28 protein-coding genes are annotated in these 22,658 nt (G+C 72.9%); 16 read left to right on the top strand and 12 right to left on the bottom strand.

Going from position 1 to position 22,658, the window contains the following annotated elements; translation table 11 throughout:
* Positions 1-154 precede the first annotated feature (154 nt).
* The gene (locus QI554_RS06365) at positions 155-952 is read right to left on the bottom strand and encodes an SDR family NAD(P)-dependent oxidoreductase (protein WP_281466806.1); all 798 of its coding nucleotides are present in this window, start codon (positions 950-952) and stop codon (positions 155-157) included.
* A 172-nt stretch (positions 953-1,124) separates the two neighbouring features.
* Between QI554_RS06365 and QI554_RS06360 the strand changes: the two genes are divergently transcribed.
* From QI554_RS06360 to QI554_RS06345, 4 genes are all read left to right on the top strand, one after another.
* On the top strand, positions 1,125-1,760 hold the full coding sequence (locus QI554_RS06360) for a TetR family transcriptional regulator (RefSeq protein ID WP_281466804.1): 636 nt from the start codon (positions 1,125-1,127) through the stop codon (positions 1,758-1,760).
* A gap of 164 nt (positions 1,761-1,924) precedes the next feature.
* Positions 1,925-3,187, top strand: a complete 1,263-nt coding sequence (locus tag QI554_RS06355) for an MFS transporter (protein ID WP_281466802.1) — start codon at positions 1,925-1,927, stop codon at positions 3,185-3,187.
* Between the two features lie 115 nt (positions 3,188-3,302).
* Positions 3,303-3,662 (top strand): cupin domain-containing protein, encoded by a 360-nt coding sequence (locus QI554_RS06350; RefSeq protein WP_281466800.1) that lies wholly within the window; start codon positions 3,303-3,305, stop codon positions 3,660-3,662.
* 82 nt (positions 3,663-3,744) lie between these two features.
* Positions 3,745-4,203, top strand: coding sequence for a YunG family protein (locus QI554_RS06345; RefSeq protein ID WP_281466798.1), 459 nt, complete (start codon positions 3,745-3,747; stop codon positions 4,201-4,203).
* 36 nt (positions 4,204-4,239) lie between these two features.
* On the opposite strand, the gene QI554_RS06340 is transcribed toward QI554_RS06345, so the two are convergent.
* Positions 4,240-5,781 carry a class I adenylate-forming enzyme family protein gene (locus QI554_RS06340; RefSeq protein ID WP_281466796.1) on the bottom strand — a complete coding sequence of 514 codons (1,542 nt, stop codon included), beginning with the start codon at positions 5,779-5,781 and terminating at the stop codon, positions 4,240-4,242.
* A gap of 98 nt (positions 5,782-5,879) precedes the next feature.
* Between QI554_RS06340 and QI554_RS06335 the strand changes: the two genes are divergently transcribed.
* The 4 genes from QI554_RS06335 to QI554_RS06320 all read left to right on the top strand — a co-directional run bounded on the left by QI554_RS06335 (position 5,880) and on the right by QI554_RS06320 (position 9,611).
* On the top strand, positions 5,880-6,515 hold the full coding sequence (locus QI554_RS06335; protein WP_425527923.1) for an RNA polymerase sigma factor: 636 nt from the start codon (positions 5,880-5,882) through the stop codon (positions 6,513-6,515).
* Positions 6,512-7,315: a hypothetical protein gene (locus QI554_RS06330; protein ID WP_281466792.1), complete on the top strand. Its 804-nt coding sequence runs from the start codon at positions 6,512-6,514 to the stop codon at positions 7,313-7,315. The genes QI554_RS06335 and QI554_RS06330 overlap by 4 nt, the downstream gene beginning before the upstream one ends.
* A 332-nt stretch (positions 7,316-7,647) precedes the next feature.
* A complete protein-coding gene (locus QI554_RS06325) occupies positions 7,648-8,622 on the top strand; it encodes an alpha/beta hydrolase (RefSeq protein WP_281466790.1) in 975 nt (324 codons plus the stop codon).
* 140 nt (positions 8,623-8,762) lie between these two features.
* Entirely contained in the window at positions 8,763-9,611 is an 849-nt protein-coding gene (locus tag QI554_RS06320; protein WP_281466789.1) for an alpha/beta hydrolase family protein, read from the top strand.
* Positions 9,612-9,733: 122 nt separating this feature from the next.
* Here QI554_RS06320 and QI554_RS06315 read toward each other — a convergent pair whose 3' ends face one another.
* The 3 genes from QI554_RS06315 to QI554_RS06305 form a co-directional block, all read right to left on the bottom strand.
* Positions 9,734-10,240: a GNAT family N-acetyltransferase gene (locus QI554_RS06315; protein ID WP_281466788.1), complete on the bottom strand. Its 507-nt coding sequence runs from the start codon at positions 10,238-10,240 to the stop codon at positions 9,734-9,736.
* A 41-nt stretch (positions 10,241-10,281) separates the two neighbouring features.
* Positions 10,282-10,491, bottom strand: a complete 210-nt coding sequence (locus QI554_RS06310) for a hypothetical protein (protein ID WP_281466787.1) — start codon at positions 10,489-10,491, stop codon at positions 10,282-10,284.
* 185 nt (positions 10,492-10,676) lie between these two features.
* Positions 10,677-11,276, bottom strand: coding sequence for a TetR/AcrR family transcriptional regulator (locus tag QI554_RS06305; protein ID WP_281466785.1), 600 nt, complete (start codon positions 11,274-11,276; stop codon positions 10,677-10,679).
* Between the two features lie 157 nt (positions 11,277-11,433).
* Between QI554_RS06305 and QI554_RS06300 the strand changes: the two genes are divergently transcribed.
* Together QI554_RS06300 and QI554_RS06295 are read left to right on the top strand one after the other, a co-directional pair.
* Entirely contained in the window at positions 11,434-12,273 is an 840-nt protein-coding gene (locus QI554_RS06300) for an SDR family oxidoreductase (protein ID WP_281466783.1), read from the top strand.
* Between the two features lie 214 nt (positions 12,274-12,487).
* The gene (locus QI554_RS06295; protein WP_281466781.1) at positions 12,488-12,895 is read left to right on the top strand and encodes a VOC family protein; all 408 of its coding nucleotides are present in this window, start codon (positions 12,488-12,490) and stop codon (positions 12,893-12,895) included.
* On the opposite strand, the gene QI554_RS06290 is transcribed toward QI554_RS06295, so the two are convergent.
* Entirely contained in the window at positions 12,846-13,874 is a 1,029-nt protein-coding gene (locus QI554_RS06290) for an AraC family transcriptional regulator (protein ID WP_281466779.1), read from the bottom strand. The two genes, QI554_RS06295 and QI554_RS06290, sit on opposite strands and share 50 nt — an antisense overlap.
* Positions 13,875-14,018: 144 nt before the next feature.
* Between QI554_RS06290 and QI554_RS06285 the strand changes: the two genes are divergently transcribed.
* Positions 14,019-14,891 (top strand): NAD(P)H-binding protein, encoded by an 873-nt coding sequence (locus QI554_RS06285; RefSeq protein WP_281466777.1) that lies wholly within the window; start codon positions 14,019-14,021, stop codon positions 14,889-14,891.
* Positions 14,892-15,030: 139 nt separating this feature from the next.
* Positions 15,031-15,540: a hypothetical protein gene (locus QI554_RS06280; protein ID WP_281466775.1), complete on the top strand. Its 510-nt coding sequence runs from the start codon at positions 15,031-15,033 to the stop codon at positions 15,538-15,540.
* Between the two features lie 8 nt (positions 15,541-15,548).
* Here the strand turns inward: QI554_RS06280 and QI554_RS06275 are convergent, their stop codons facing one another.
* The 3 genes from QI554_RS06275 to QI554_RS06265 form a co-directional block, all read right to left on the bottom strand.
* Complete coding sequence (locus QI554_RS06275) at positions 15,549-15,866, bottom strand: hypothetical protein (protein ID WP_281466773.1); 318 nt, start codon at positions 15,864-15,866, stop codon at positions 15,549-15,551.
* Between the two features lie 114 nt (positions 15,867-15,980).
* Positions 15,981-16,334: a UBP-type zinc finger domain-containing protein gene (locus tag QI554_RS06270; RefSeq protein ID WP_281466771.1), complete on the bottom strand. Its 354-nt coding sequence runs from the start codon at positions 16,332-16,334 to the stop codon at positions 15,981-15,983.
* Between the two features lie 211 nt (positions 16,335-16,545).
* Complete coding sequence (locus QI554_RS06265) at positions 16,546-16,824, bottom strand: hypothetical protein (protein WP_281466769.1); 279 nt, start codon at positions 16,822-16,824, stop codon at positions 16,546-16,548.
* Positions 16,825-17,233: 409 nt separating this feature from the next.
* On the opposite strand from QI554_RS06265, the gene QI554_RS06260 reads away from it, so the two are divergent.
* The gene (locus tag QI554_RS06260; RefSeq protein WP_281466767.1) at positions 17,234-18,694 is read left to right on the top strand and encodes an amidase; all 1,461 of its coding nucleotides are present in this window, start codon (positions 17,234-17,236) and stop codon (positions 18,692-18,694) included.
* A gap of 270 nt (positions 18,695-18,964) precedes the next feature.
* Positions 18,965-19,759 (top strand): SDR family NAD(P)-dependent oxidoreductase, encoded by a 795-nt coding sequence (locus QI554_RS06255; RefSeq protein WP_281466765.1) that lies wholly within the window; start codon positions 18,965-18,967, stop codon positions 19,757-19,759.
* A gap of 18 nt (positions 19,760-19,777) precedes the next feature.
* Here the strand turns inward: QI554_RS06255 and QI554_RS06250 are convergent, their stop codons facing one another.
* Positions 19,778-20,392 (bottom strand): flavin reductase family protein, encoded by a 615-nt coding sequence (locus QI554_RS06250; protein ID WP_281466763.1) that lies wholly within the window; start codon positions 20,390-20,392, stop codon positions 19,778-19,780.
* A gap of 172 nt (positions 20,393-20,564) precedes the next feature.
* Between QI554_RS06250 and QI554_RS06245 the strand changes: the two genes are divergently transcribed.
* Positions 20,565-20,729 carry a hypothetical protein gene (locus tag QI554_RS06245; protein WP_281466761.1) on the top strand — a complete coding sequence of 55 codons (165 nt, stop codon included), beginning with the start codon at positions 20,565-20,567 and terminating at the stop codon, positions 20,727-20,729.
* A 28-nt stretch (positions 20,730-20,757) separates the two neighbouring features.
* Positions 20,758-21,222, top strand: a complete 465-nt coding sequence (locus QI554_RS06240) for a DUF5990 family protein (RefSeq protein ID WP_281466759.1) — start codon at positions 20,758-20,760, stop codon at positions 21,220-21,222.
* A gap of 4 nt (positions 21,223-21,226) precedes the next feature.
* Here QI554_RS06240 and QI554_RS06235 read toward each other — a convergent pair whose 3' ends face one another.
* Together QI554_RS06235 and QI554_RS06230 are read right to left on the bottom strand one after the other, a co-directional pair.
* Positions 21,227-22,021 carry a hypothetical protein gene (locus tag QI554_RS06235; protein WP_281466757.1) on the bottom strand — a complete coding sequence of 265 codons (795 nt, stop codon included), beginning with the start codon at positions 22,019-22,021 and terminating at the stop codon, positions 21,227-21,229.
* A gap of 6 nt (positions 22,022-22,027) precedes the next feature.
* Complete coding sequence (locus QI554_RS06230) at positions 22,028-22,618, bottom strand: RNA polymerase sigma factor (RefSeq protein WP_281466755.1); 591 nt, start codon at positions 22,616-22,618, stop codon at positions 22,028-22,030.
* Positions 22,619-22,658: the final 40 nt, after the last annotated feature.

Raw genomic sequence — 22,658 nt, 5'->3', positions numbered from 1 at the left:
GGTCAAGCCGCAACAGGACAAGGCCACCTGACCAAGCGCTGCCAGCATCGGCTTGAGGCGCGGGCCGTCCGCGCGGAAAATCCAAGAGCGGGAGGGGCGTCAGGCCACCGAAAACGAACCAGGTCAGGAACGCCGCAGCCAGGTGCCCGAAAACCTACGCGTGCGTCCCACCATCAACGCGAATCTCAGTCCCGGTGATGAACGCCCCGTCGTCGGAAGCCAGCATCGCGATGACCCCCGCCACAGTCTCCGGCCCCGCCATAGGCGCCCCACTCGCAGACTCCACACCCGCGTCCAGAATCGGCGAGAGCTTCGCGAACAGCGACCAGTCGGTGTCCTCGGGCAGGTAGCCGGCCGTCGTGTCGGTGATGCCGGACTTGATGCTGCCCGGAGCCACGTTGACCGCCCGCAGCCCCTGCTTGCCGTACTCCAGCGCCAGCGCGTGCGTGAACGACTGCACGCCACCCTTGCTCGCCGCGTACGCGGCCATGTACGGGTGCGCGAACTCGGCCGACGTCGAGCTGAAGTTCACGACCACACCCCGACCCGTCGAAAGCAACGCGGGGAGCGCCGAACGCGTCACCAAGAACGTCCCCGTCAAGTTGACCGTGACGATCCGGTTCCACAGCTCCAACGACGTCTCGTGCGTGTGCGACGCCCGCAGAATGCCCGCCGCATTCACCAGCACATCAAGTCCCCCCAGCGTCGAGACAGCACCCTGCACGCCCGCCACCACGCTCGCCTCATCGGCGATGTCCAACACCAGCGTGTGAAGCCGAGCCACGTCGAGCCCGGCCGACGAGGCCCGAGCGACCGTCGCCGCCAGGCCGTCAGGCACGACGTCGGCGGCGACGACGTGGCCGCCCTCAGCGAGCAGCCGTAGCGCGGTGGCCTGTCCGATTCCGGACCCGGCGCCGGTGACGAGGATCCGGCGGTCGTCGAAGCGGTTCATGGGGTGGCCTTCTTTCCTCCGCAGGCGGTCGCTGCTCGGCCGCACAATATTTGGCACGTTATGCCAAACAGGCACTCCGTGCCAAAAAATTCCCCCTGGTCCCGTTGAGGAGCGATACGCTGAGCCCCGACCGACGCCCGCCGAAAAGCCCCGGGCAGCCCCAGGAGGAACGATGACGACGACCGCGCGCCGAGGCCCGGGCCGGCCGTCGCTCACCGAGCGCCGCCGCGAGGACACCCGCACCGAGGTGTCGCGTGTCGCCGCCCGCCTCTTCACCGAGCGCGGCTACGACGCCACCACCGTCGAGGACATCGCCGCGGGCTCAGGCATGGCGCTGCGCACGTTCTACCGATACTTCAGGGCCAAGGAGGAGACCCTCGCCCCCCTGTTCGCGGCCGCCACCCGCGACTGGGTCGACCGGCTCGCCGACTGCCCGCCCGAACTCGGCCTCGTCGACGCGCTGCTCGCCGCGTACCGCGCGTCCGTCCGCCACTCGCGCGTCACCAACGGCATCGACGAGGCCCAGCTGCGCGCGCTGCTGCGCATGATGGAGGGCCACCCCGCGTTCCGCGCAACCTGGCTGGTGGTTCACCGGGACTCGGAGGACCAACTGCGCCCGGTCATCGCGGCCCGCGTCGGCGCCGCCCCGGACGACCTGGCCGTACGCCTCGCAGCAGGCACCGCGAACACCGCCGTACGCATCGCGATGGAACGCTGGGCAGTCGGCGAAGCCTCGGTGCGCTCCGCAGAAGAGGCCGTCGCCCAAGCCCTGCGAGAGGTCGCAAGCGGCGGACTACTGGCCCCCTGACAACCCGCGGCACGAAGCCTCGGCGCGAAGCCCCAGCGAACCCTCGGCGCGAAGCCCCAGCGAACCCTCGGCACGAACCCCCAGCGAAGTCAGCTCATACGAAACGGCGTTCCGGCGGGGCCGACGTCCGTACCCCCACAGCCCCTTCGCTAGGTTCACAACCCATGACGGGCCTGTTCGCACACCCCGGGTACGGCAGGTTCTGGACCGCGGACGCGGTCTCGACGTTCGGCACCTACGTCACGACCGTCGCCCTCCCGACGCTCGCCGTCGTCACGCTGGACGCGAGCGATGTGCAGGTGGGACTCCTCAACGGAGCGCGCTGGACGCCGTACCTCCTCTTCGGACTCCTGGCCGGCGTCGTCGCCGACAGATATCGACGACGCCCCCTCCTCATAGCCACCGACCTGCTCCGCGCGGCGCTGCTGGCCCTGGTCGCCGGCCTCGCCGCCGCGCACCTGATGAGCATCTACGGCCTGATGGCCTTCGTCGCGGTCTTCGGCGCGTTGTCGCTGCTGTACGACGCCGCCCACCAGTCCTACCTCCCGAGCCTCGTGCCGCCCACACTGCTGACGCGGGCCAACGCGCGGCTCGAACAGACGACGGCACTGGCCCAGACCACGGGCCCGTTCCTCGGCGGCTCCCTCGTCGCGGCGATCGGGGCACCTCTGGCGATGATCGTCGACGCCGTCTCCTATCTGATGTCCGGCGTGATTCTGGCCTCGATCCGCCGTCCCGAGCCGAAGCGGGAGACCGAACGCCGCGGCGTGCGTGCGGAACTACGCGAAGGGCTCGCCTACGTCTACCGGCACCCGGTTCTGCGCAGCCTCGCGCTGACGCTCCACGCGCGATTTCTCTTCGCGAGTGTCATCTCGACCGTCTTCACGCTGCTCGTCCTCCGCGACCCGGGCCTCGGCGACTCGTCGCCACACGCGGCGGTCGGACTCGGGCTGGTGCTGGCGTGCGGAGGCGTCGGCGCGGTCGTCGGCAATGCGCTCTCCGGGCTCGTGAGCCGCTGGGGCGCGGGCCGGGTCGTCGTCGCCGAGCGGCTCGCCGAGCCGGTGGCGTGGACGCCGGCCGCGCTCGCCGTCGGCGGGATCGCGGGATGGACGATGGTGGCCGCCGCGCAGTTCCTGGTGTGGGTCGCGCTGGGCATGAGCGGGCCGCACGAGATGGCCTACCGGCAGTCGGTGACCCCGGACCGGTTGCAGGGGCGCATGAACGCGACGATCCGGTCGCTGAACTGGGGCATGTTCACCGTCGGAGGCCCGATCGGCGGTGTGCTCGCCGCGGGCATAGGGTCCCGGCCTACCTTGTGGATCGCGATCGGCGGCATGGCCGTTGCCGCGGCAGTCGCCGCGTGTTCGCCGCTTCGCGCGGCGCGTGTCCCCCTGGTCGGCGAGGCTCCTGCCGACGCGTTGGCCTAGCCCCCCGGCACGACTCCATCGTATGCCTACAATTCCTAACTTTCCTGACTTTTGGGGTGCTGGCGGAAGGCGCGGGTCGCACGATGGAGGGGACGGCGGAAGGAGATGAGCAACCATGACAACCCTCGCCGTACGTTCGCTCAGCAAGGCCGAGGACAGCCGCGACTTCCCGCACGGCCACATCGACGTGGTCAAGCTCGGCGTGGAGTTCGGCCGTGCGACGTTCGAGCCGGGTTGGCGCTGGTCGCAGGACATCGGGCCGATAGCCGGCACGAAGAGCTGCCAGTTCCACCACTACGGCTTCGTGCAGCAGGGCCGCTTCCACATCCGCATGGACGACGGCACCGAGGCCGACCTCGCGGCCGGCGACATGTTCGAGTGCGATGCCGGACACGACGCCTGGGTGGTCGGCGACGAGACCGCCATCGTCTACGACTTCGCCGGCAACATCGGCAAGTACGCGATGCCGAAGTAGGTCACCCCGAAACGAACCCAGCGGCGCGAGGCGCGCGTAAACGGCTGTCCGATTGTCGGACCGCTGTGGGACCCTGCGCCGCATGATCGACACACTCCCCGAGGCGGAGCCCACACCGCCCGCCCCGCTGACGCTTGCCGCCGTGGAGCGTGCGTTGCGCGCCAGTTGGGCAGCCGACACGTGCTCGCCCGACGACTTGGAGCGCGCTCCGTGGCTGTCGGGCAACCCCGCGTGGGGGCACTGCGACATCACCACACTCGTCGTCCACGACCTGTTCGGCGGCGAACTGATGCTCGGCTCCGTCGAGTTGGACGGACGACCGCGCGGCTACCACTGGTGGAACCGACTCTCGTCCGGTGTCGAACTCGACATGACCCACGAGCAGTTCGTGCTCGGCGAGCAGGTGGTCGGCGGCCGAGCCGTCGAGCGCCCGAGCGGCCCGCTCAAGGTCCGCGCCGACGAATACGCGCTGCTGCGCGTCCGCGTAGGACAGGCCCTGGGGAGGACGTTGCCGCCCAGCATCAATCTCGTCGCGGACTGACCCACTCACAGACCCTCGTCGCGGACTGAACCGCACTCACAGGCCGGCCGCGAACCGCTCGCGCAGCGCCGGCTTGCTCACCTTGCCCGTACCGGTCGCCGGCAGCTCGTCGACGAAGTGCACAACGCGCGGCACCTTGAACCCTGCCAACCGCGACCGGCACAGCGCCGTCAACGCCTCCTCGGACGGCGGATCCTGAGGATCCGTCGGAACCACCACCGCGCACACCCGCTCGCCCCATCGCGCGTCCGGGACGCCGATCACCGCGACGTCGCGCACGCCCGCGTGGCCACGCAGCACGCCCTCGACCTCGCGGGCGCTGACGTTCTCGCCGCCCGAGATCACGATGTCCTTCTTGCGGTCGACGACGAACAGGTATCCGTCAGCGTCCAGCCGGCCCAGGTCGCCGGTGCGGAACCAGCCGTCCCGGAACGCCGCGGCGTTCGCGTCGTCGTCCTCCCAGTAGCCGTCACACACCTGGTCGGCGCGCACGCAGATCTCCCCGACGGTTCCCGTCGGAAGCTCCGCCCACGCGTCGTCGAGGATCCGCAGGCCGACCCCCGGCCCCGGGCGCCCCGCCGCCGCCAACAGCGCCGGGTCGCGGTGGTCGTCCGCCGTCAGGAACACCGCGTTGCCGCACAGTTCGGTCGACCCGAAGCCCTGGCCCAGGTCGCAGCCGAGCACCTCGGCGGTGCGGGCCAACAGTTCGGGGGAGATCGCCGACGCCCCGTACCCGATCGACCGCACGCGCCCCCGCAGCCGGGCCACGCCGTCCTGCGCGAGCAGCGCGTCGATCATGGTCGGGGCCAGCGACATGCTTGTGACGCCGTGCTCCTCGACGAGCTTCGGCAGTGCCGCCGGGTCGTACTTACGAACAATGACGACCGGCCGGCCCCGCATGTGGTGCATCGGCACCTGGTACGCGCCCGCGACGTGGCACAGCGGGAACGGGGTCAGGAACACCGTGTCGTCGTGCACCGGACGGCACGCCAGCGTCGTGCGCATGCCGGCGGCCAGACTCCGGTGCGTGAGCCGGACGCCCTTGGGCCGACCGGTCGAGCCGGACGTGAAGAGCAGCCAGGCGAGGTCAGCGTCCGACGCGGAGCCCACAGCGTCCAGTGCGTCCACAGCGTCCGAGGGGGCGCCCGCCGACGTCGCCGCCCGCCCCTCGTCCAGCAGCGCCTCCCAACCAGGACCGTCGAACGCCACCACCGGCCCGTCCCAGAACTCCGCCAGACCCGACGTCAGATCGGGGTCGGCCAGGACCAGTTCCGTCCCGGACCGGGCCAACTGCTGCGCCCACTCGCGCGGGTGCAGCCGCGGGTTGAGCGGGACCAGGACCCGGCCGGACCGCGGTACGCCGTACAGCGCGACCACGTACTCGACCCTGTTGTGCGCGACGATCGCCACCCGCCCGCCGGGCGAGACCCCACGTGCGCCCAGCGCCGCCGCCAACGCCGCACTGTCGCCGTCCAGCTGACCGAACGTCAGACTCGCGCCGGCGAAATCGGGGCAGACCACGGCGACCCGGTCGGGATGCTCGCGGGCGGGAACGGCGAGGATGTCGTGAAGCAGCACCTCGCGACGCTACCGCAGGGCGTCGGAGCATCGGACATGTGACCTGCGTCATACGCCGGGAGCGCGCCGCGCGGCGCCGGACAGTCATGAGCGTGGAGATGAAATTGAGAGCGCGGGTGAAAGCCGGAGACCCGCGCGCCTTCGAAGAGTTGTTCACCGACCACGCCAAGTCCGTCTACAACCACGCCTTCCGGATGACCGGTGACTGGACGGCGGCCGAGGACATCGTCGCCCTCACCTTCCTGGAGGCCTGGCGGCTGCGCGGCCGGGTCGACGACGACGGCGACTCGCTGCGCCCCTGGCTGCTGGGCATAGCGACCAACACCACCCGCAACAGCCGCAGGACCGCCCGACGCCACCAGGCGGTGCTGGACAAGATGCCGCGCGAACAGGTCGTCCCGGACTTCGCCGACGAACTCGTCGGCCAGATCGACGACACCGAGACCATCGCGCGCGTGCGGGTCATGCTCGGGAAGCTGCGCCGCGCCGAACGCGAGGTGTTCGCGCTGTGCGTCTGGGCCGGACTCGACTCGGCGGCCGCCGCGGAAGCCCTCGGCATCCCCGTCGGCACCGTCCGCTCCCGGCTCTCCCGGGCCCGCGCCAAGCTCAAGAAGCAGCTGGACGCCGAAAGGCCGCGGACCGGCCCGCGGACCGCCGACGCGTCCTACGCCCTCCCCGCCCCCGACGGCCCCGGGAAGCCGTACGCCCTGCGCGCCCGGAAGGAATCCCGATGAACCACCAGACGAACCCCCAGACCGAAGAGTTCGCCGAACTCGCGGAACTGCTGCCGGTGCCGGCCGAGCGCGACATCCCCGTAGGCCGCGGCGAACTGATGAAGTCCACCCTGTACCGGACGTTCGACGAGGCCGCCCGCGGCGGCGGCAAGACGCCGGTCTCCCGGCGACGCCGGCTGATGTGGCGGATCGGCATGCCGGTCGCGGTGCTCGCCGCCGCGGGCGGGACGGTGGCAGCCGTGCTGATCGACGACTCGCCGACCCAGCCCGAGATCCCGACGGCCGCCTACTGCAACTCCACCTTCGCCAAGGCCCCGGAGAAGGTGCTCTACGGTGTCCCCCTCGGCCCTGGGCAGACCCCCGAGGCGGCCTGCGCCGCAGCGTGGGACACACTGGTCAGCATGCAGGGCGGTCCTGCCGTGGCGCCCGAGCTCATGACGTGCGTCGCGAAGGACATCCTGTGGGTCGTCCCCAAGCCGGCCGACCGCACGGTCAAGGACGCGTGCGCCAGCCTCGGCCTGACGCTGCCCGACTACGAAGCGCTGTACCACGGTGCCACGATGGACCAGGTCCGGCGGATCAGCACACTGCTGGACAGCCGCGAGGCGTCGCCGTATCGCTGCCTGACGGCCGACCAGGCCCGCGCGATAGCCGAACACGCCCTCGCGGAGGTCGGCATCACCACATGGCGTGTTGAGGAGGGCTTCGAGACCACCCGCACGCGGGGCGTGTTCCCGGTTGCGGTCCCCGGGGACGGCGTGATCTACCTGCGCAACGCCTCCGGCGCCGACTGCCCGTGACCCCGCCCCGGACCGCGTGACCGGCCGCTGAGGCCGACGGTCCCCCGACGCGCGGCGGCAGGCTACCCCACCCCGCCTGCCGCCGCGCACGCACGCCCGGAAGTGGCCTTCCCCACACCACAACTGACGGGTCGACAGGTGGACTTATCGTGTTGTGGCAGGCCACAACGCGCGGCGCTTCGCGGACAGCGAAACAATTTCCGCCGAAATGAGGGAACGAATAGGTAGCGTCGCGACCTCCTATTAAGAGGGCGTGAACACGCGAACGCGTGCGCGCGTACCCACCGCGTACGGCAATACGGGGACTGCACGGGGACCGCACGGAGGCACACATGGCGCACAACGACCGGCCGGAGTACGGCATCGACCCGCAATTGCGCCCGCTGCTCGCGGTCCTGCCGACCGTCGACATCACCGACCCCGCCGCGTTCCGCGAGGCCAGACGAGCCGCCACCGCCCGCCTGGGCGCCGGCGGCGACCAGCGCCGCGACATCGCCACCGCCGACCACACCGTCCCCGGCGAGGGCACCGGACAGCCCGACGTGCCGGTACGCGTCTACACGCCCGCCGCCGAGGCGCCCGCGCCACGGCCCGTCCTGGTGTGGTTCCACGGCGGCGGCTACGTGTTCGGCGGCATCGAGGACACCGACAAGTCCGCGGCGGCGATCGCGCGCGAGACCGACTGCGTCGTCGTCAGCGTCGGCTACCGGCTCGCACCCGAACACGCCTACCCGGCAGCGCTCGACGACGCCCACACCGCGCTGACCTGGGTCTCCGCCAACACGGAGCGGCTCGGCGCCGACCCGGACCGGATCGCCGTCGGGGGCGTCAGCGCCGGGGCGGGACTCGCCGCCGCGCTGGCCTTGTTCGTCCGCGACAAGGGCGGCCCGCGCCTGGTCTTCCAACTGCTCGACAACCCGATGATCGACGACCGCGTCGACAGCCCGTCGGCCCGGGCGTTCACCGACACCCCGCTGTGGACCGGCCCGCAGGCCGTCCTCGGCTGGCGCTACTACCTCGGCGGGGAGACCGGCGACAGCCCCGACGAGATCCCCCCGTACGCGGCCGCGGCCCGCGCGACGGAGCTGGAGGGCCTCCCGCCCACCTACATCGCCGCCAACGAGTTCGACCCGCTCCGCGACGAGGACATCGACTACGGCATGCGCCTGCTGGCCGCGGGCGTGCAGGTCGAACTGCACGTGCGGCCAGGAACCTTCCACGGATCGAACTTCCTCCCGGGCGCAGAGGTGTCGGAACGTGCCCGCGCGGACATGTACGCGGCCCTGCGACGCGCCTTCGCGCGGTAGCGGGCGCGGACGCACGGCGGGTGCGTCATCCCGCCCTTCGGACACATCTGGACCGAACCGGTCGGATTCCGCTTGAGTTCTGCCTTCGACCGCTTCGCCCGGATGCGTTCGTGTCCGGGTTCGTCGCCGTGGGAGGCCCCGTGTCCGCGTACGACCCGCTTGCCGCCGATCCCTTGCCCGGGCAGGTGCCGCCGGCGGCGACCGTGCCCGTGGCCTTCGAGAGCGGCGGCGTGGACCTGTTCGGCGTCCTGCACGTGCCCGGTGGGCCGGGGCCGCATCCCGTTGTCGTGCTGCTGCACGGGTTTCCGGGGAACGAGCGGAACTTCGACCTTGCGCACGCGTTCAGCCGGGCCGGGTTCGCCGCGCTCGTGTGTCACTACCGCGGGTCGTGGGGCGTCGGCGGGTCCTGGTCGTGGAGCAACGTCCTGGCTGACGCGGCCCGGCTGGCCGAAGGGGTGCGGGAGGACGCGTTCGCGGCCGCGCACCGGCTCGACCCCGCGCGGGTCGCGCTCGTCGGGCACAGCCTCGGCGGATTCGCCGCCCTGCACGTCGCGGCCGCCGATTCCGGCGTGCGGGCCGTCGCGTCGGTCGCCGGGTTCGACTTCGGCGCGGTCGGCCTCCGCATCCGCGCCGACGACGCCGTGCGCGCCGCGTACGTCGACGGGTTCGGCGGCGACTCCCTGCGTCCCCTCGCCGGCACGAGTTCGAAGGCGCTCGTCGACGAGATGGCCGCGAACGCCGACGCGTGGGGCCTCACCACGCTCGCGCCGATGCTCGCCGACCGCCCGGTGCTGCTGCTCGCCGGCGAACGCGACACCGTGGCGCCGCCTGCCGCGCACTTCGCGCCGCTGGTCGAGGCCTACGGCGCGCAGGTGAAGGCGCTGGAGCATCGCCTCTTCCCGACCGACCACGCCTTCGCCGACCATCGCGTCGCACTCGCGCGCACACTGCTCGCCTTCCTCGAGCACGCGCTGGGCGAGGGCGGCTGAGGGCGGAGGGAGCCGTCCGACGGGCGCCGACCCGGGTCTGCGGGCGCGCCGTTCCCGAGGCCGCCCGTCGGCGCGGTTCTCGTGACCGCCCGTCGGCGCCGGGCTGACCCCGCTGCCGGTCCTCAGCCGCCGCGGACTCGCCGGTACCGCCGCATCGGCCCCAGCACCCCGGGGACGGTCGCGAACGGCGTCATGCCCAACCGTTCGACGACCGCGATCGAGCCGGTGTTGCCCGCGTCGACCTCGGCCAGCACCTCGGGCAGCCCGAGCGTGTGCAGCGCGTGGTCGACGACCGCGCCGGCCGCCTCGGTGGCGTAGCCGCGGCCCCACACGGACGGCGCGAGGCTGTACGCCACTTCGAGGCCCAGCTCGTCGAGCGGCCGCAGGGCCGCGGCGCCGGCCAGCGCTCCGTCGGCGGTCTCGCGGATGATCCACAGCCCGTACCCCGAGGCGGCGAACGTCGCGGCGCTGTCGGCGATCTCGACGGCGACGTCGTCCGCGGTGAGCACCTCGTCGTCGAAGAGGAACGCGCGGACCTCGGGTGCCGTCCAATGCGAGAGCAGGGCCGCGTGGTCGGCGTCGGCGACGGGGGTCAGGGTGAGCCGTGCGGTGGTCAGCCGATGGTCCATGCCCCCGACCCTACGTCGGCCGCCCGACGGCGCGGGCGGGCTCAGGCGGCGGCCAGCGCGCGCATCGCGTCGCTGAACTCCGGGGTGCCCTGCACGACCACTCGGACCGGCCGTGGGTGATCGGCGTCGGCGAGCATGCGGTGCACGGCGGTCACCGCGCCGCTCTCCGAGGGCGCCGTGACCACGGCCGGAGACCCGGACGCGGAAGCGTCGAACGACCGTGGAGTCGACCGGAAGACCCGCACCACCATCCGCACCCCTCGGGTTGTGGGTGGGCGGGCAGGTGACGCAACTCCGCCGCGACAGCGGCGGGAGGAAGCGGTACATCGTCGTCAGGACGCCGGAGCGCAATCCGCGCTCCAGTGACACCGTCACGAACCATCTTGGCCGAAAGGCCGGGGTTGCTGGGACTCAATTGCCGTCAAAGCAACGGTGTTCAGGTCAGGCTGTCGATCCAGGCGGTCAGGCGGGAGCCCTGGTCGAGCATCAGCTGCGGGTCGCGGAAGGTGTTGGTCAGCAGCGACATGCCCTGGTACGCGGACAGCAGCGCCACGGCGTTCCCGCGCGGGTCCTGCTCCGGGGCCAGCTCGCGGAACTGCTCCTCGATCCACCCGAGCAGCCGGGTCATGACCGTGGCGGCGGTGCGGTCCAGGCCCGCGTCGCCGTCGTCGCGCTTGTCGAGCTCGGAGGACAGCGTGCCGAACGGGCAGCCGAAGCGCGCGGCGGTGTCCCGCTGGTCGGCCCAGCCCTGGACCAGGGCCTTGAGCCGGTCCTGCGGGGTCGGCAGCTGTTCCAGCGCGGCGATGAGCTCGGTGAGCTGCCGGTCGTGCTCGCCGATCGCGGCGGCGACCAGGTCGTCCTTGGTCTTGAAGTAGTAGTAGACGTTGCCGACCGGAACGTCGGCCACCTTGGCGATGTCCGCGAGCGTGGTCTTCTCCACGCCCTGCTCGTGCAGGACACGCACGGCGGCGGCCGCGAGGCGCTCCCGCTTGCCGCCGCCGCGCTTCGCGGTCTTCTGCGCCGCCTTCTCCGCCACCGCCGGGCCTCCCGAAAATCTCTGAGTTAGTCGTCTGACTAAAAGTCTAGACGGCGGTCGCCTGGGATGGCTATGGTCTTCCCAGTGAGTCAGTCAGCTAACTAACTCACTCGCCGAGAGCGGCAAGAACCAATGAGAACCCTGGAAGGGGACAGTCATGATCGTGGTCACGGGTGCTACAGGAAACGTCGGTCGTGTGGTCGTCGCGGCGCTGGCCGCCGCGGGCGAGCAGGTCACCGCGGTGTCGCGGCGCGGCGCGCAGGGCGCCGGCGGCATGCCGCTCGACACACCGCCCGGCGTCCGGCACGTGCAAGCCGACCTCGCCGACCCCGCCGCGCTGGAGGCCGCGTTCGCCGGCGCCGACGCGCTCTTCCTGCTCGTCGCGGGCGACGACCCGGCCGGGATCCTGGCCGCCGCGAAGGCCGCCGGCGTGCGCCGCGTCGTCCTCCTGACGTCGCAGGGCACGGGCACGCGCCCCAACGGCTACCGGCACCCCCGCGCGTTCGAGGAGGCCGTGCGCGCGTCCGGGCTGGAGTGGACCATCCTGCGGCCGACCGGCTTCGCGACCAACGCCTACCAGTGGGCCGAGGCCGTACGCACCACCCGCACCGCCGCCGCGCCGTTCGCCGACGTCGCGCTGCCGGTGGTCCACCCCGCCGACATCGGCGAGGTCGCCGCCGAGGTGCTGGTCAAGCCCGGGCACGCGAGTGCCACCTATGTGCTCACCGGCCCCGCGGCCGTCTCGCCGCGCGAGCAGGTCGCCGCGATCGAGGCGGCGGTCGGCGAGCCCGTCGCGTTCGTCGAACTGACCCGCGAGCAGGCCCGCGCGATGCTGCTCAACGTCATGCCGGAGCAGGTCGCGGACGACACGCTCGAAATCCTCGGCACGCCGACCGACGACGAGCGGCGCGTCAGCCCGAGCGTCGAGGCGATCCTCGGCCGCGCGCCGCGCTCGTTCGCGCGGTGGGCCGAGGAGAACGCGCCCGCGTTCAAGTGAGGCCCGGCGCTCCCCGCCGGACCTCGCGGAACGCCGGTCCGCCCCGGCGTCTGACGGGCGGTCACCACGCCTGGCCCCGGCCGCACTCCGCGGCGGCCGGTCCCGGCGGGGTGTCCGGTGTGCCCGATAAGATCATCGGGACGGCATCGCGTGTCGGTCACCGACCGGGTGAGGCATGGAGGCGCCGTGAGATGCCTGATGGAGGCACTCCCGCATGGCAGTCGAGCTCAACCACACCATCGTTTACGCACGTGACAGGCACGAATCCGCCCGCTTCCTGGCGGACGTCCTCGGCCTCGAGGTCGGTGCCGACTGGGGCCCGTTCACCCCGGTCGAACTCTCCAACGGGGTCACCCTCGACTACGCGACGCTGCGCGGCGGCGAGGTCGCCCCGCAGCACTACGCCTTCCTGATCTCCGAGGCCGAGTTCGACGCGGCGTTCGGCAGGATCCAGGACGGCGGCGTCGAGTACTTCGCCGACCCGATGCGGACCCGGGTCGGCATGATCAACCACAACGACGGCGGCCGCGGCGTCTACTTCATGGACCCGTCGGGGCACGGCATGGAACTGATCACGCGCCCCTACGGTAGCGGCCAGGAGCCTGGCCGAACTGGCGTTTGAACGCGGTGGCGAACGCGAACTCCGAGGTGTAGCCGACCTGTTCGGCGACCGATGAGAGCGGAGCGGCCGAATCGCGCAGCAGGCGCGCGGCCAACGTCATCCGCCACCACGTCAGATACGCCAGCGGAGGCCGGCCCACCAGACCGGTGAACCGGCGCGCGAACGCCGCACGAGACAGGCCCGCCCGGGCGCCCAGGGACTCGACCGTCCAGGGGCGCCCGGGCTCGTGGTGCAGGGCGTCCAACGCGGCGGCCACCACCGGGTCGGTGAGCGCCGCGGCCCAGCCGGCGGCCTCCGCGGACGCGGACGGCGCGGCCGCGAACCAGGCGCGCAGGACGTAGACGAGCAGCGTGTCCAGCAGCGCCGGGACGACCACGTCCGCACCTGAGCGCGGAGCGTCGAGCTCGGCGGCCAACAGGTCGACCGCGGCCCGCAGTTCGGGGCGCGGCGTGCCGAGGCGGGCGGGCAGGTGGACGACGGCGGGCAGGGCGTCCAGCAGCGGATGCGCGTGCGTGCGGTCGAGGTGGTACGCGCCGCACAACGTCACCGTGGTGGCGGCGGGCCCGGCCGGGTCGGGGCGTCGGCCGACGGGCGGGGCGGCGTAGCGGGTCTCGAAGCGGGGACGGCCGTCGTCACCGTTGACGGTGCCGACGCCGACGCCTTCGCCGTCGTAGGTGTCGGTTCCGGTGTTCCGTTCCGCGGCGCCGGTCGGGCCGCAGGACGGTTCGGCCAGCGGGCTCGACGCGCTGTCGGCGAGCGCGTGCCCGCCGCCGTGTGGCATGAACACCACGTCGCCGACCCCGAGTCGGCGCGGCGGATCGCCGTTGGTCAGCAACACGCACGGGCCTTCGACGACCACGATGAACCCCGCGCCCGGCCCCTGCCGGAAGCGCTGCCCCCAGGGCGCGAACCACTCGACGCGTGCGGCCCGCGGCTCGCCGGTCCGCATCGCCGTGATGATGTCGCTGAGCACGTCCATGCGCGGAACCCTAGCCGCAGCCGCTTCCGATGAGACGATCGCGCAGTTTTCCGAGATCTTCGGGTATAGGGCGTCTCGTACTGCGGCCTTACGGTCGAAGACGTCAGAGCGACTGACCAGCACGAGACACCACCGGAGTTCCGCATGCCCTCGACCCGTCCCATCCTCGTCACCGGCGCCACCGGGACCGTCGGCCGCCCGCTCGCCGCGCGGCTGCTCGCCGACGGCCACCGCGTCCGCGCGCTCGTCCGCGACCCGGACACCGCCGGGCTGCCGGACGGCGTCGAGGCGGTACGCGGCGACCTGTCCGCGCCCGAGACCGTCGCGGCGGCGGCCGACGGGGCCTCGGCGGCGTTCCTGGTCTGGCCGTTCGCCGTCGCGGACGGCGCCGACAAGCTCGTCGCCGCGCTGGCCGCGCACGTCGACCGCGTCGTCTATCTGTCGTCCGCCGTCGCCGACACCCACCCCGGCCGCCCGGACGGGACCGTCGAGCGGCTCGTCGAACAGGCCGTGCCGCACTGGACGTTCCTGCGCCCGCACGGCTTCATGGCGAACGCGCTGCGCTGGCTGCCCGAACTGCGCGCGACGGGCGAGGTGCACGGCGCGTACGGCCAGGCCGCCACGGCCCCGATCCACGAGGCCGACCTCGCCGACGTGGCCGCCCTCGCCCTGACCGGCCTCGGCCATGACGGCGCCCGGCACGTCCTCACCGGGCCCGCCGCGTTGACCCAGACCGCCCAACTCGCGGCCCTGGCCGAGGCGGTCGACCGGGAGCTCGCCTGGCACGAACTGACCCGCGCCGAGGCCCGCGCCCGGATGCTCGCCACCGGCTGGCCCCCGCAGGTCGTCGACCCGGTGCTGGACCACCAGGCCGCGCGCGTGACCGACCCGGAGCGGCCGCTGCCGACGCTGGAACGGATCACAGGGCGTCCGGCCCGCACCTTCGCCACGTGGGCGGCGGACCACGCCGCCGAACTGCGCGCGGCCCTGGGCGTGGTGGCCGAGGCGAGGCCCTGACGGCACGTGTCGATGCGCCGCTCCGCTCGGTCATCACGGTCTCGTCGCCGGTTGGTCTCGCCTTGCCAACGCCGCCGGTTCGTCCGCCCGATGCCCCGATAGCGTTCCGCTACCGGGCGTTTGGGAGGTGGGGGTCGCCATGGGGCGAAGGCTGGGACGTGCGGTGGTGACGGCGTTCGCGGTGGGGTTGGCCTGCCTGCCGCTGTCGGGGTGCACGGTGCCGGTGCGCGGCGTGACCGGGATCAGCGTCGCGGCCGACGGCACACCGGTGGTCATGATCGTCGTCTGCAAGGGCGGACGCATCGACAGCTCGGTGCTGCACGAGCCCGAGGACACCAAGGCACCCCACATCGCGTGGGAGCACGACGGTCCGGTGAAGGACTTCACCTCGTGGCCGCTCGCGGGCGACGGCCACTGGCGGCTCACGACACCGCTCGTCGACCTGCGGCCCGGCACGGCGTACCGGGTGTACGGGGCGACGCACGACAACAAGTGGTCGGCCGGTGCCGTGGAGTTCAGCCTCGAGGACCTCGCGGCGATGACACCCGATCAGGTCCGTTACCGGGGTGCGGTGACGCCCGGCGAGTTCGGTGTCACCTCGGTCGCCGAGTTCCGGAAGACCGCCTGCCACGAAAAGGACAGAAGCTGACACGGCGGTCAGCGGCCCGGTTTGGAACGGTGTCGGCCCGGCGTCGCGCCGCGCTTGGGCGGGCGCAGGACCGAGCGCAGCGGGGCGGCCAGCGAGGCGAGGACCCCGCGCCGGGCCATGTGGCGGGCGCGGGGGCGGGGCGGCGGCTCGGGCGGGGCCGCAGCGTCGGGTGAGGCGATCCGTACGCACCAGGTGCCGCGCGTCGGGTCGTCGGCGGAGGGCGTCACCCGGTCGGCCTCGACCGGGGCACCCGACGCGTCGACGAACGTGCGCAGCTGTTCGAGCGCGCCGACCGGCCCGAACGCGACAACATCCCAGACATCCACGGACGGTCTAACGAGAGGGGCCGCAGCGGGTGTCGCCGAATGCCTCTGCGGGGCGTCGGCAAGTCCTCACAAGTCGATCGTGTGGGCGTCGTGCGTACGCGTGCGCGGGCGCCGTCAGTGCAGCAGTTCCTGCCAGTTCGCCGGCACCTTGCCCGCCGGACCCGGCGTCGGCTGCGTCACCGGGTGGGCCGTCGGCGGCGCGAGCGGCGGGCACTCGTAGAACTCCTCCGTCTCGGCGTTCCACAGCCACGTCTCGCCCGGCTCGAAGCTCGCGAAGAACGGGTGGCCCGAGCTCTTCGCGTGCCCGGACGCGTGCTGCGCCGGCGACGAGTCGCAGCATCCGACGTGCCCGCACTGGGCGCACCGCCGCAGGTGCAGCCACCACCCGTCGGTCCCGAGGCATTCGGCGCACCCGTCGCCGCTCGGCGGGACGGTGGGGTCGATCCCCGGGATCTGTGCGGCGGTCATGCGGTTCTCCGATCTGGCGGCGGCCGGGGCCGGGCGCCGTGGTGTCGTCCGAACGGCCACCCTAGGCCGGTCGGATCACCCGCGCGCGGTCCCGCGTTTTCCGGCCGTGTCCGGGAAACGGCCCTGCCGGGACGGGACTTGCGCACAGGCGTTCGCTCCAGACCACCTTCACCCGGCGCCCCGTGTGCTGCCAGTCGGCGGCGCGTGCGGGTTACGGCGTGTAGCGCAGCATCCAGTCGCGCTCGGCGTCGCGGCCCATGTCCGGCGAGGCCGGCGGGGACGCGGGGGTCTCGGCGATCACCTGGTCGGGGGCCACGCGGGCCGGCAGCTCCGCGAACCGTGATCCGGCGGCGGTGCCCGGGTCCAGCGCGTCGTCGCCGCGGGCGGCGGTGGCGCGGGCTGCCTGGTGGCGGGCCCGGGCCTGGGCGAGGGCGTCCGCGCGGGCTTGCTCCCGCTCACGGTCGGCGCGGCTGGTGCGGTCCTGGGTCATGGCGGCCTCCTCCGGCGCTCACTACGGCGAACGAGTGAAGGAAGGCGGAGATTCCCGATGGCGCGGGAGCGGGACAGGCCCCGGTTGCACCGGAGGGACGACCACCAAAGCTTCGACGTGTACCGAGACGGCGTGATCAAGCACTGTGTCCTTATGACATCACTGTTGTCAACGGCGATGCGTCCGCTCGCGATGAAAGAACTTTCCCGCAGCTCAAAGGCGTTTACACGCGCAGCAGGCACTCCCCGCATCGATGTTGACAGCGGCATTGCGCCGGGTTTTCACTCCTCTCGTCAACGCACCGCGCGTCGCCACCGGGCCGCCCGAGGAGCTCTGCACGACGCGCGTACTGCGCACCCACGTCGAGGGCGTGCAGGTCTTCGCAGCCCACTGAGCAAGGAGCACCACAGTGTCCGCTGACTCGACCTCCGAACTCGCCTACCTGTCCGCGACAGACGCGCTCGCCGCGTTCCGTCGGCGTGAGCTGTCGCCCGTCGAACTGCTCACGGCGGTCCTCGACCAGGCCGCGGCGGCCGAACCGGTCGTCAACGCCGTCGTGGAACGCCTCGAAGAGCAGGCGTTCGAGGCCGCCCGCGAAGCCGAGCGGCGCTACCTGGGCAAGGGCGGCGGTGACATACGCCCGCTCGAAGGCCTGCCCGTCGCCGCCAAGGAGGAACACCCCATCGAGGGGCATCCGCACCAGCTCGGGTCGCTGCTGCACGCGGGCGACGTCGCCACCGCCACCCACCCGGTGATCCAGCGGATCGCCGCCGCGGGCGGCATCGTCCACGTGCGCACCAGCACACCGGAGTTCTGCGCCGCCGGGTTCACCCACTCCAAGCTGTGGGGCGTCACCCGCAACCCGTGGAACCCGGAGTACTCGTGCGGTGGTTCCTCCGGCGGGTCGGGCGCCGCGCTGGCCGCGGGCTACGCACCGCTGGCCACCGGCTCCGACATCGGCGGCTCCATCCGCATCCCGGCGTCGTTCAACGGCGTGGTCGGGTTCAAGCCGCCGTTCGGCCGCGTGCCGGCCATGCCGCCGTACAGCCTCGACCAGTTCTGCCACGACGGCCCGATGGCCCGCACCGTCGCCGACTGCGCGCTCCTCGAGAACGTCATCGCGGGGCCGTGGAAGGGCGACGTCGTCTCGCTGCGCCCCAAGCTCGTGCTGCCCGAGACGTACGAGGGCGCCCGCGGCGTCGAGGGCCTGCGCATCGCGCTCAGCGTCACCCTCGGCGACCATCCCGTCGACCCCGAGGTCGCGGCCAACACGCGTGCGGTCGCGGAGGCACTGCGCACGGCCGGCGCGATCGTCGAGGAGGTCGAGCTCGGCTGGACCCGTAAAACCATCAACCGAGCGCTCATGGCGCACTTCGCGGCGGTCATGGGCGCGGAGGCCGGCGACGCCGTCGCGGCCGCGCCGGACCTGGTCAACCCCTACCTGAGGGCGTTCTCCGAGAAGGCCGCCGCCGAGACGACGACGTTCGCGGAAGGGCTTGTCCTGGAGGGCGAGATCTATGCCGAACTCGGCGAGATCCTCGACCGGTTCGACGCGCTCATCTGCCCGACGACGTCGATCCCCGCGTTCCTGGCCGACGACGAGTACACGGAGACCAAAGTCGTGGTGGACGGCGTGGAACTCGACTTCTACCTGGATGCCGCGCTCACGCCGCCGTTCAACATCTGCAGCCGGGTCCCGGTGCTGGCGGTGCCGTCGGGCTTCGCGTCGAACGGCGTGCCGACCGGCGTGCAGATCGCCGCCAAGACGTACGACGACGAGACCGTCTTCCGCGTCGGGGCGGCCGTCGAAGCGGTCCGTCCCTGGGCGTACACGGCGGACCGGCGCCCCGCGGCCGTGCGCCGGCCCTGAGTCAGGGGGCTTCGGCTCGTATCGGTGGTGACAGGCAGGACCTCTCGGCCGCAACCGCGTCGGCGACGCGGAGCGCGCGGAGAGGTCCTGCCTTGTGTTGTGCGCCGCCGCACCCGACCTGGCCGGGAACTGCTGCGCGACCGCGACGAACGCAGCACGCTGGACTCCTGGCAGTGGATCGTGGAGCGGAGTCGCTCGTGGATCTCCCGGCGCCGCTGCCGTGTTCGCGACCACGAGTCGCCTGTCCGCACATCACGGGGGAGGTTCCCGATGACCGCACCGCCCGTACCGCCCGCACCACCCCCGCCGTCCACCGGGCCCCGCCCGCGCGTCGCGCTCGTGACCGGCAGTTCGCGCGGCCTCGGCGGCGCGATAGCCCGGCGGCTCGCCCTGGACGGCCTGGCGGTCGCCGTCAACGCGCTGCACGACGACACGCAGCTGCGGCGCGTCGCCCGCGACATCCGCGCCGACGGCGGCACGGCCGAGGCGTTCGCGGCGGACGTCACCGACCACCGCCAGGCCGGCCGCATGGTCGCCGCCGTCCGGTCCACCTTCGGCGCCGTCGACGTGCTCGTGCTGAACGCGACCGGGCCGCAGCCGGAGGCCCCGCTCGCCGACGTCGGATGGGACGACCACCTCGCGCAGCTCGACTTCTTCGTCAAGAGCCCGGTCTTCCTCGGCCAGGCCGTGATCCCCGGCATGCGCGAACGCCGGCACGGCCGCATCGTGCAGATCGACTCGGAGGTCGCCGACCGGCCGCCGCCCGGGCGTTCCGCGTACGCGACCGCCAAGTCGGCGCAGATCGGCCTGACCCGCAGCTGGGCCCGCGAACTGGCGCCGGACGGCATCACCGTCAACACGGTGGCGCCGGGCTTCGTGCCGGTGGAGCGGCACGCGGACGTCCCGGCCGGGGAGTGCGCCGCGTACCTGTCCACCGTGCCGATCGGTCGTATGGGCACGCCCGACGACGTCGCGCACGCGGTGAGCTTCCTGGCGTCGGTGGAGGCCGGGTTCATCACCGGGCAGCGCATCCTCGTGGACGGAGGGCGCAGCCTGTACGCGTGACCGGTGCGGTGGCGGGGCTCAGTTCTCGGCGCGTTTGGCCTTGCCCAGCCGGGGCCCCAGGCCGAAGTAGTGCCGGAAGTTGTAGACCAGCGGACTCCACGCGGCCGTGTCGATGTGCGACGTGTCCCCGACCACGATCGCCGGATCGGCGTGCACCCGCAGCGTGCGGGCCTCGACGACCACGAACTGACCCGTCGCGTCCGGCCGCAGGTCGGTGGCGAACCCCTCGACGTGCACCGGGCACTCCAGGACCCGCGGCGGCCCGACGAGCTCGGACCGGAGGGGCCGCCACCCCGCCGCCCCGAACTTGTCCGGCTCGTACCGGCATCCGGCGGGCTTGCCCGGTGGCACCGGGTCCGCGCCGGTCAGCAGGGCGAGCGCCTCCACCTGCGGCCACTGGTGCGGGGCGGGGAAGTTCAGCACCAGCTCGGGGCGGGCCCGCAGGTTGCGCACCGTGTGCCCGTCCGCGCCGAGGCCGAGGACGAACACGTCGGCCAGCGCCCACGCCGACGAAACCGGGGCGAGGTTCGCGCTGCCGTCGGCGTTCAGGGTGGAGAGAACGACGACGGGCGTGCCGAAGTACAGGATGCTCGGCGTGATCACGCGGTGCGGGGCCGGCCGGGTCGAGGTCATGCCGCCATCGTGGGGCGCGGACGCTTCGGCGCCGGGCGAACGGTCGTGCGGGTAGGGGAGCTTCCGCAGCGGCACCGTCACCGCCGCGGAAGTCCTGACCCAGGGCCACAACGCGCAGCGCGTCCTCGGCACGCTGTACGCGGTCCCGCACACGCTCATCGACGCCCGGCCCGTGCTGGTCGACCTGGTGAGCCGCCACCTGCGTGTGCCCGACGTCTGGGCCGCGGCCGCCGAAATGCTGCCCGACTTCGCCGGGACCGTCCCCGAACTGCTTGCCACCGCGGAGGCGATGACGACCCGCACGGCCGCGCGGCACGCGCCGGAGAAGAAGCCTTGACGACGGTCCGCCCTGTCACGATGGCCGGATGATCGAGCTGCGCATCGACGCCGTCGACCTCCCCGGCACCGCCTGCCCGCCGGCCCCCGGATTCCCCGGCTACGACAACATCCACGTCGCGGTGCAGCGCCGCGAACGCCCGACCGAACTGCTGGGCCTCACCCCGGGCGACGCCGCCTCCGCGTCCTGGGCCCTGGAGTGCACCGCCACCCCCGTCGACGCCGGCCTCGACCTGAAGGGCCCCTACGTCCAGGGCCGCCCGGGCGGCCGCTTCGTCTACCTGTCCTGGGGCTCCCTCGACGACGCCGGAACCGTCACGATGTTCCGCCGCGCCAAGCTCTGGCTGGACGGCGGCGTCCCGGCCGACGTCCTCGCCGCCGCGGTCGACACCGGCCTCCTGGTCGGCCGCCTCGGCCTGACCGACGGCCGGGGTGCCCCGCTGTGCGCCTCCGTCCGACCCCCGATGATCACGTGGACCGCCGGGACCTGCTGACGGATCAGCCGCCCGCGACGGCGCGGGCGAGGGCGGTGCGCAGGTGCTCGACGGTGAACGCCGGGGGCGGCTGGACGGTGCCTTCGTACTCGAGGACCACCACAGTGCGGCCGGAGCGGGCGAACCCTTGGAATCCCTGCGTGTCGAAGGACGGGACGATGCGGGGATCCCTCGGGTAGGACCAGCTCCACCAGGGCAGTTCCGGGTGCCGGTCGTCGAGCGTCCCGTGGAAGGTGGGCTCCCGGGTCGTGCAGTCGCCCATGCGCGCCGCCAGGTCGGCGACGAGCGCCTCGGCCGCCGCGTCGTCGGACATGTGCAGGACCAGCTCGACCATGCTGCCGCCGAATCGCCCCCTCGCGGTCCGGTTCGACGTGTCGAAGCCGGTGGACATGTACGGGACATCGGGGCCCACCAGCGGGTTGCGCAGCGCGGAGGGGCCGATCAGTTCGCCGAGGCAGGTGACGGCGAGTGCCGAGACGCTGTCGCCGGCCTTGCCGGACTGCGGCTGCCTCGGCGTCCAGGTGATGCCGTCCCGCAGCGGCGGCAGGTCGTCCCCGGTCAGTACCGCCGGGGCGCCGACGGGCGGGCGCGTGCGCTGGGCCGGTGCCCCGTCGGGCCAGGCCCATGCCGCGGTGCCGAGCAGTCCCAGCGTCACGGCGGCGGCCGCGATCCGGGTCGCGTGGCGGCGGCGGCGCAGTCGGGCGCCGCGGACGCGCAGTGCGGACGCCGGCTCCGGGCGCGCCGCGGCGGCGGTCAGGTCGCGCAACGCGTGGAGCGTCCGGTCGAGTTCGGTGGTCATGGGGGATCACGCCTCCAATCCGGTGGTCGGGGCCGCTTCGGGCGGGGCGTCCACATTGCCGAGGGCCCGCGCCAGGGCTTGGCGGGCGCGCGTCAGGCGCACGCGTACAGCGCCTTCCGAGCAGCCCATTTCGCGGGCGACCGTCTCCACCGGCAGGTCCAGCAGATGGAACAGCACGATGACGCGGCGCTGCGGGACGGGCAGTCGCTGCAGCGCGGCCACGAGCGCCACATGGTCGGGCTCGATGCCGGGCACCGTGGCCGCCGCTTCGCTGCGCTCGTGCGCGCGGCGCCGGTTGCGGGCCTTGCGCCACGCGCTGACGGCCAACCGCTGCGCGACCACCCGCACCCATCCGGCCGGGTCGGCGCCGTCGCCGATCGTCGACCAGCGGGACCAGGCCCGCGCGTACGCCTCGTGAACGGCGTCCTCGGCGTCGGCGAGGCTGCCGGTCAGCGGGTAGACGGCGGCCACCATCCAGCGGACGGTGGACGCGTAGAAGGCGTCGAACTGCTCGTGCGGCTCCTGGGGTCGGTCACCGCCGCCTTGTTCCGGCGCGGCCGTGTCCGGCCCGACCGACCCGCTGCCTCCACCGTGCATCGCTCCCCGTCCCCCGTGTGCCCGCGGGTGGTTCCGCGAG

This window comes from Yinghuangia seranimata, assembly GCF_029953285.1.
Taxonomy (GTDB): domain Bacteria; phylum Actinomycetota; class Actinomycetes; order Streptomycetales; family Streptomycetaceae; genus Yinghuangia; species Yinghuangia seranimata.
This window is presented reverse-complemented; position numbering and strand designations above follow the sequence as displayed.